Origin of the sequence: Nonomuraea sp. NPDC052116, from assembly GCF_040680035.1 — a bacterium.
In the GTDB taxonomy this organism is placed as follows: domain Bacteria; phylum Actinomycetota; class Actinomycetes; order Streptosporangiales; family Streptosporangiaceae; genus Nonomuraea; species Nonomuraea angiospora_A.
The window spans coordinates 242,344-250,845 of record NZ_JBFAWA010000019.1 but is presented as its reverse complement, the minus strand read 5'-3'; the positions used below and the strand labels follow the sequence as shown (position 1 = coordinate 250,845).

Genomic DNA, 8,502 nt, shown 5'->3' with positions numbered 1-8,502 from the left:
AAGCAGCTCGTGCTGACCTCCGAAGGCGTCGCGCTCCGCGAGCGACTGATCGACCTGCTCACCGAGGCCTCACCCTTGGCCCGGCTCACTTCGGACGCCGTCAGAGGGACGTCTGCTCGGCCGGGGCCGACCCGGACGGCAGGGCCTCGGGCCCGGAGGCGAGGGCGCCGCCGATCGCTCCGATGGTGTTGGTCAGCCGCACACCCGAGCCGTCGCGGCGGCCGATCTCCTCCGGCAGCGGCACGGGCTTGCCCACCGCCGAGACCGCCTTGGCCGGCGCCGGACCGGCCCACGCCAGCAGCAGCTCGTCCTCGCCCTTCAGGAACCGCTGCGCCCGGACCCCGCCCGTCGCCCGCCCCTTGGCAGGGAACTCGGCGTAGTCGGACAGCTTGCCGCCGCCCACCTGCGTGCCGGGCAGCGCGGTCGAGGAGCCCGCGATCGTGACCACGTGCGCGGGACGCTCGGGATCCACCACCCCGAACCAGATCACCCGCGCCCCGTTGTCGAGCCGGATGCCCGCCATGCCGCCCGCCGGGCGGCCCTGCGGGCGCACCTGCGAGGCCGGGTAGCGCAGGAGCTGGGCGTCGGAGGAGATGAACACCAGGTCGTGCGACTCCGACACCAGCTCGACCGCGCCCACCACGATGTCGCCGTCCTTCAGCGTGACCACTTCGAAGTCGTCGCGGTTGGCCGGATAGTCGGGCACCACCCGCTTGACCACACCCTGCGCCGTGCCCAGGGCCAGGCCGGGGCCGTCGGGGTCGAGGGAGCCCAGGCCGACGACCTTCTCGTCGGGCTGCAGCGAGACGTATTCGGACACCGGGTGCCCGCCCGACAGGGACGGCGGGTTGGCCGTGGTCGGCAGGGTCGGCAGGTCGACGACCTGGATCCGGATCAGCCGGCCCAGCGACGTCACCACGCCCACCTCACCGCGTACGGACGTCTTCACGACCGACACCAGCACGTCGTGCGCCGACCGTTCGCCCTCGCCCGACAGCGGCGTGGCGTCGGAGGTGCGGGCCAGCAGCCCGGTCGAGGACAGCAGCGCCAGGCACGGGTCGTCGGCCACCTGCAGGTCCACGACCGCGACCGGGGTGCGGGTGACGCCGGGCGCCTCCAGCAGGACGGTGCGGCGCGGCATGCCGTACTTCTTGGCCACGTCGGCCAGCTCGCCGGAGACCACCTGGCGCAGCTTGGCGTCGGAGGAGAGGATCTCGGTCAGCTTGGCGATCTCGTCGCTCAGCGTCTCCTTCTCCCGGTCCAGCTCCAGTTTGTCGAACCTGGTGAGCCGGCGCAGCGGCGTGTCCAGGATGTAGGAGGCCTGGATCTCGCTCAGGTCGAACACGTCCATCAGCCGCGTGCGGGCCTCGGCCGAGTCGTCGGAGGAGCGGATGACCTGGATGACCTCGTCGATGTTGAGCAGGGCGATGATGAGGCCGTCGACCAGGTGGAGGCGCTCCTCGCGCTTGCGCCGCCGGTACTCCGACCTGCGGCGCACCACCTCGAGCCGGTGGTCGACGTAGACCTGGAGCATCTCGCGCAGGCCGAGCGTGCGCGGCTCGCCGTCGACGAGGGCGACGTTGTTGATGCCGAACGTCTCCTCCATCGGCGTCAGCCGGTAGAGCTCCTCCAGGACGGCCTCGGGGATGAAGCCGTTCTTGATCTCGATGACCAGCCGGAGGCCCTTGTGGCGGTCGGTGAGGTCCTTGAGGTCGGCGATGCCCTGGAGCTTCTTGGCGTTCACCAGCTCCTTGATCTTGGTGACGACGCGCTCGGGGCCGACGTTGTAGGGGAGCTCGGTGACGACGATGCCCTTGCGGCGGGGCGTGATCTGCTCGACCGCGCACTTGGCCCGCATGCGGAACGTGCCGCGCCCCGTCTCGTACGCGTCGCGCACGCCCTGCAGCCCGATGATCGAGCCGCCCGTCGGCAGGTCGGGACCCGGGACGAACGTCATCAGCTCGTCCAGCGTCGCGTCCGGCTTCTTGATCAGGTGGCGGGCGGCGGCCACGACCTCGTTGAGGTTGTGCGGCGCCATGTTGGTGGCCATGCCGACCGCGATGCCGCTGGTGCCGTTGACCAGCAGGTTGGGGAACGCCGACGGCATGACGACCGGCTCGGTCTCCTGGCCGTCGTAGTTGGGCTTGAAGTCGACGGTGTCCTCGTCGAGGGAGTCGACCATGAGCATCGCCGCCGGGGCCAGCCTGGCCTCGGTGTATCGCATGGCGGCGGGCAGGTCGTCGGGCGAGCCGAAGTTGCCGTGTCCGTCGACGAGCGGCAGGCGCATGGAGAACGGCTGCGCCAGGCGCACCAGGGCGTCGTAGATGGCGCTGTCACCGTGGGGGTGCAGCTTGCCCATGACGTCGCCGACGACGCGCGACGACTTGACGTGGCCGCGATCCGGGCGCAGGCCCATCTCGCTCATCGAGTAGAGGATGCGACGCTGCACGGGCTTGAGGCCGTCGCGCGCGTCGGGCAGGGCGCGCTGGTAGATCACCGAGTAGGCGTACTCGAGATAGCTGGTGCGCATCTCGGAGGTGACGTCGATGTCGACGATCCGCTCCTCGAAGTCCTCGGGCGGGGGTGCAGTCGTGCGTCGGGCCATGTCGAACATTGTGCCGAAGGTATTCGGGTGCCCGCGACTCGTTGGCGCTACAAGTCGCGCCCGGCGTGTACGGAAGGCTCTCCCGGACAGCCCTTGACCAAGCAATTGCTTGGGTCGTACGTTCGGGCCGAGGGTTCCCACCTGTATCCGGAGGCGTCATGATCGAGTTCCATCCCGTGACCATGCATATCGGCGCCGAGGTCACCGGGGTCGATCTGCGCAAACCGCTGTCGCAGGAAGAGGTCGCCACCCTGCGGGCCGGCTGGCTCAGGCACCTCGTGCTGTTCTTCCGCGACCAGCACATCGACGACGAACAGCACCTGCAATTCGCCCTGAACTTCGGCACGCTCAACCACCCGGCCTTCAAGAAGGACTCCACCAGCCCCATCCACGTCCTCGACCAGACCTCACCAAAAGGCGAGGGCGGGGACGAGTGGCACAGCGACAACACCTTCGAGCCCACCCCGCCGATGGGCTCCCTGCTCCGCTGCGTCCAGCTGCCCAGCGTGGGCGGGGACACGTGCTGGGCGAACACGTACCTGGCGTACGAGACGCTCTCGCCGTCGCTGCAGCGGCTGTGCGACGAGCTGACCGCCGAGCACGACATCACGATGTCGATGAAGAAGGCGATCGCGAAGGGGCACCCGTTCGACCTGGCCGAGATCCAGGCCAAGTGGCCGCCGATGGTGCGCCCGGTGGTGCGCGTGCACCCGGAGACGGGCCGCAAGGCCCTGTTCGTCAACCGCGCCTCCACGACCCGCCTGGTGGGGCTGACGGACCGGGAGAACGAGGCGCTGCTGCCGCTCCTGATCGACCACATCCGGTCGCCGGAGTACCAGCTCCGGCTGCGGTGGCGGCCCGGCACGCTGGCGTTCTGGGACAACCGCCCGACCCAGCACTACGCGGTGGCCGACTACACCGAGCGCCGCCGCATGCACCGCGTCACCATCAACGCCTTCCCCGAGCACGCCGACAAGTAGCGGTCCGTAAGCCCCTCTGAGGTCACAGTTCCACCGAATGCGGGGCGGGTATGGCGGTCGGCGGCCCATTCCGTCGGAGAAAGCTGGTAACAAGGGGGGCATGAGTGAAGCCCCCGATGTCGCGATGCTGCGTGAAGAGGCCGAGGAGCGGTTGCGGGCCCTGGCCGGGGAGCACGCCGTGCTGCGCGAGGACCAGTGGGCCGCGATCGAGGCGCTGGTGCTGGATCGGCGGCGGGTGCTCGTCGTGCAGCGCACCGGCTGGGGCAAGTCGGCCGTCTACTTCGTGGCCACCGGGCTCCTGCGCGAGCTCGGCGAGGGCCCCACGGTCATCGTCTCCCCGCTGCTGGCGCTCATGCGCAACCAGATCGCCGCCGCCGAGCGGGCCGGCATCAGGGCCGTCACGATCAACTCCGCCAACCCCGAGGCGTGGGAGGAGATCTACGGCGAGGTCGCCGAGGGCATGGTCGACGTGCTGCTGGTCAGCCCCGAGCGGCTTAACAACCCCGACTTCCGCGACAACGTCCTGCCCGAGCTGGCCGAGAGCGCCGGGCTCGTGGTGGTGGACGAGGCCCACTGCATCTCCGACTGGGGTCACGACTTCCGGCCCGACTACCGCAGGCTGGCCACGCTGTTCGAGGAGCTGCCGCCGGGCATTCCCGTCCTGGCCACCACCGCCACCGCCAACGCCCGCGTCACCCGTGACGTGGCCGAGCAGATGCGCCTGCCCGGCGACGACGGCGACGGCACGCTGGTGCTGCGCGGGGCGCTGGAGCGGGAGAGCCTGCATCTGAGCGTCGTGCGCCTGCCCACCGCCGAGCAGCGGCTGGCCTGGCTGGCGCAGACGCTGCGCGAGCTGCCCGGCTCCGGCATCGTCTACACCCTCACCGTCGCCGCCGCCCACGAGATCGCCGGATACCTGCGCGACCAGGGGTTCGAGGTGGCCGCCTACTCCGGGCAGACCGACCCGGCCGAGCGGCTGGCCGCCGAGGAGGCGCTGCTGACCAACAAGCTCAAGGCGCTGGTGGCGACGAGCGCGCTGGGGATGGGGTTCGACAAGCCGGACCTGGGGTTCGTGGTGCACGTGGGGGCGCCGCAGTCGCCCGTCGCCTACTACCAGCAGGTCGGCCGGGCCGGGCGCGGGGTCGAGCGGGCCGAGGTGATCCTGCTGCCGGGCACCGAGGATCGGGATATCTGGTCATATTTCGCCTCGCTGGCGTTCCCGCCCGAGCCGGTCGTACGGACCACGCTCCAGACGCTCGAAGAGCGCGGCCTCATGTCCACCCCGGCGCTGGAGACGGCGGTCGACCTGAGCCGGAGCCGGCTGGAGATGATGCTCAAGGTGCTCGACGTGGACGGCGCGGTCCGGCGGGTCAAGGGCGGCTGGGAGGCCACCGGCGAGCCGTGGGCGTACGACGTCGAGCGCTACACCCGCATCGCCGCCGAGCGCAGGGCCGAGCAGGAGGCCATGCTGGGCTATCTGACGACGTCCGAGTGCCGGGAGCAGTTCCTGCGCAGGCACCTCGACGACGAGACCGCCACGCCGTGCGGCCGCTGCGACAACTGCACCGGGCGGCACCGCTCGCCGGAGATCGGCGCGCAGGCCGTCGAGGGCGCCCGCCAGCGGCTGAGCAGGCCCGGCGTGGAGATCGAGGCCCGCAGGCAGTGGCCCACCGGGCTGGCCGACCTGTCCGGGCGGATCAAGCCGGAGCTGGGCGCCGAGCCCGGCCGCGCGCTCGGGCGGCTGACCGACATCGGCTGGGGCAACCGGCTGCGGGAGCTGTTCCACGGAGGCGACGGACCGGTGTCCGACGACGTGTTCAAGGCCGTGGTGCAGGTGCTGGCGTCCTGGGAATGGCGCGAGCGGCCCGTGGCCGTGGTCAGCGTTCCGTCCGCGACCCGCCCCACGCTGGTGCGGAGCTTCGCCGAGCGGCTGGCGTCCGTGGGCCGGCTGTCCTATCTCGGCGAGCTGGGCTATCGGGCGGGAGCGCCCGGGCAGCAGTTCAACAGCGCGAAGCGGGTGCAGGCGGTCCGGGGGACGCTCGCCATGCCCAAGGAGCTGGGCGCTTCGATCGCGCAGTGCGGCGGGTCGGTGCTGCTGGTGGACGACCGCGTCGACACGGGGTGGACGATGACGCTGGCGGCGGCCCTGATCCGGCACGCGGGCGCTCCGGCGGTCCTCCCGCTCGCCCTGGCCGTCACCTCGTGAGGTCGCCTACCTGACGCCCATGGTGAGCAGGTCGTAGTTGTCGTAGACCGGGCTGACGTGGACGTTGGCGGCGTTCTGGCCGCGTAGCAGCAGCGGGCTGATCCAGACCAGCGGCACGAGCACGGCTTCGTCGGCGAGCTTCTGCTCCACCTCGGTCCACAGGTCGGCCCGCTTGCCCGCGTCGAGCTCGGCCCGGGCCTGGTCCATGAGGTCGTCGATCGCCTTGACGCGGACGCTCACGTTGAACGAGTACGTGTCGGTGATCTGCCGGCTGTCCGCGATCGACGACAGGAACGAGTCGGGGTCGGGCCAGTCGGGCGCCCAGGACTTGGGGATCAGGCCGATGCCCTGCCGCTTGAGCTGCCCGGGGTTGCCGCCGTACGACTTGTGGAACTCCAGGGTGGAGACCTGCCGCAGCTTGACGTCGATGCCGATCTCGCCGAGGTCGCGCTGGACGACCTCGGCCATCTGCTTCTCGCTGGGCAGGTCCCGAAAGACGTAGTCGGTGGTGAACCCGGACGGTTTCCCGCACGCGCGCAGCGACTGCTTGGCGGCCTGCTGGTCACCCTCGGCCTTCAGGTTCGGATCGGGCCAGCGGCCGCCGGCGACCGTGGGCGGCACGAGCGAGGTGGGCAGCTTGGACTGCGCGGTTCCGGGGCCGTACGCGCGGGCGAGGTTCTTGAGGTTGAGCGCGCGGACCACCGCCTTGCGGCAGTCGACCTGGTCGAACGGCGGCACCTGCGGGTTGATCGCCAGCATGCGCACCGACGCGGTCACCGGGGCGTCGGCCCGCTTCTTGAGCGCCGGGTCGGCGAGCACCGCCGCCCCGGCGTCCGGCGAGGTGATGGACGGGCCGAACTCCGCGGTGCCGGCCCGCAGCCGCTGCTCGGCGTCGGTGACCTGGTAGTCGATCTCGTACCGGTCGGGGAGCGGGTCGCGGTTGGGGTCCGTGGCGGCGGCCCACTGGTCGTTGCGGGTGAGGACGAGCTTCTTCTTGTCGGCGGACACGCTCTCGATCTTGTACGGGCCCGAGGCGAGGACGCCGTCCCGCGTGTCCTTGGCCTTCGGCACGGGGACGGTCTCGGGGAGCTGCACGACGTCGTCGAACGTCGCGTACGGCCGCTTGAGACGGAAGACGATCGTCCGCTCGTCGGGGGTCTGGATGGCCGAGTCGGTGTTCGCGCTCGATGACTTGGCGGGGCCCTGGTAGCCGGAGGGGAGGTCGAGCATGAGGTCGAAGTGGCTCGATCCCAGATTGCGCGAGGGATCCATGCTCCGCAGGATCGCGTACTTGACGTCCTCGGAGGTGATCGGCGTGCCGTCCTGATATTTCACGCCTTGTCGGAGTTTGTACGTCCAGGTTTTGCCCCCGTCGCCCGGCACGCCGAGCGATTCGGCCAGGTCCGGCACGACCTGTGTCCCGGCGGCCCCCGGCACCGGCCTGAACATCGTCAGCGAACGCCCGTAGAGCCGGACCAGGTTCAGGGAATCCATCGTGTACATGTTCCCCGGATCGACGGACTCCAGCTCGTACGGCGAGACGACGCGCAGGGTCCCGCCCTTCCTGGCCGAAGGGTCCGCCACGGAGGTCACGGCCGCCCCGAAGGCCGCCACGGGCGAGGAGGACGTGGGAGTGGGGTCCGGCCGGGGGTCCTCGGGATGGGTCCGCGCCACGAGCCACACCGAGATCCCGGTCACGAGCGCGGTGGCCGCCGCCCCGATCGAGACCAGCGCCCTCCGCTGCCCGCGCCGCCGCGAAGGCTCGGTCGCGACCCCCGGCGCGGGCGGCCGTACGGGGCCGCTGACCGGATACGCCAGGGGTGCCCCGGGACGGAGGTGCCCCCCGTTCGCCTGAGGGCCGCTGATCGGTTGTGCTCCCGGAGGGGCGGTGCCGGCGCGGATGAGGTCCCGCATCAGCTGCTCGGCGGTGGGGCGTCGCCGGGGGTCCTTGGCCAGGCAGGCCCACAGCAGCGGCGCCAACTCCGGTGGCACGCCGTTCAGGTCGGCGTCGAGGTTGAGGATGCGGTGCATGACCACGGGCAGCGGCCCGAAGCCGAAGGCCCCGCGCCCGGTGGCGGCGAAGATCATGGTGCCCGCCCAGGCGAACACGTCGCTCGCCGGGGAGGCCTCTCCGAGGAACTGCTCGGGGGCCATGAACGCGGGCGTCCCCACGATGCCGGTGGTCAGGCTCTGGCTGATGTCGAGCGCCCGGGCGATGCCGAAGTCGATCACGCGGGGCCCGTCCGGCCCGAGCAGCACGTTGCTGGGCTTGAAGTCCCGGTGGACGACCCCGGACCCGTGGATGGCCACCAGGGCCGTGGCGGTGGTGATCGCCAGCCGCATGAGCGCCGGGCCCTGGACGGGGCCTTCCTTGGTGACCTGGTGCTGCAGGGAGGGCCCGTCGACGTACTCGCCGACGATGAAGGGCTGGTCGTTGACGGCCCCGACCTCGAGCACGCGTGCCGTGCAGAACTCGGCCACCCGCCGGGCCGCCTCGGCCTCGCGGCGGAAGCGGCGTACCGCCTGCTCGTCGTCGGCGAACCTGGCGTGCAGCAGCTTGATCGCGACCTGCTCGCCCGAAGGGGAGACGCCGAGGTAGACGCTGCCCTGACCGCCCTCGCCGAGAAAGCCGGTGACCTTGTACGAGCCCACCGACGTGGGGTCGCCCGGCCGTAACGGACGCACGCCGCGCATCCGGCTCCCTTATTTCG

4 protein-coding genes are annotated in these 8,502 nt (G+C 71.1%); 2 read left to right on the top strand and 2 right to left on the bottom strand.

Going from position 1 to position 8,502, the window contains the following annotated elements; translation table 11 throughout:
• Positions 1 to 100: 100 nt before the first annotated feature.
• Entirely contained in the window at positions 101 to 2,614 is a 2,514-nt protein-coding gene (locus tag AB0L65_RS33605; protein ID WP_364253548.1) for a DNA topoisomerase IV subunit A, read from the bottom strand.
• Positions 2,615 to 2,763: 149 nt separating this feature from the next.
• Between AB0L65_RS33605 and AB0L65_RS33600 the strand changes: the two genes are divergently transcribed.
• On the top strand, positions 2,764 to 3,585 hold the full coding sequence (locus AB0L65_RS33600) for a TauD/TfdA family dioxygenase (RefSeq protein WP_363966231.1): 822 nt from the start codon (positions 2,764 to 2,766) through the stop codon (positions 3,583 to 3,585).
• Between the two features lie 100 nt (positions 3,586 to 3,685).
• Positions 3,686 to 5,791 carry a RecQ family ATP-dependent DNA helicase gene (locus tag AB0L65_RS33595; RefSeq protein WP_364253546.1) on the top strand — a complete coding sequence of 702 codons (2,106 nt, stop codon included), beginning with the start codon at positions 3,686 to 3,688 and terminating at the stop codon, positions 5,789 to 5,791.
• Positions 5,792 to 5,797: 6 nt separating this feature from the next.
• On the opposite strand, the gene AB0L65_RS33590 is transcribed toward AB0L65_RS33595, so the two are convergent.
• Positions 5,798 to 8,485 carry an ABC transporter substrate-binding protein gene (locus AB0L65_RS33590; protein ID WP_364253544.1) on the bottom strand — a complete coding sequence of 896 codons (2,688 nt, stop codon included), beginning with the start codon at positions 8,483 to 8,485 and terminating at the stop codon, positions 5,798 to 5,800.
• Between the last annotated feature and the right edge of the window lie 17 nt (positions 8,486 to 8,502).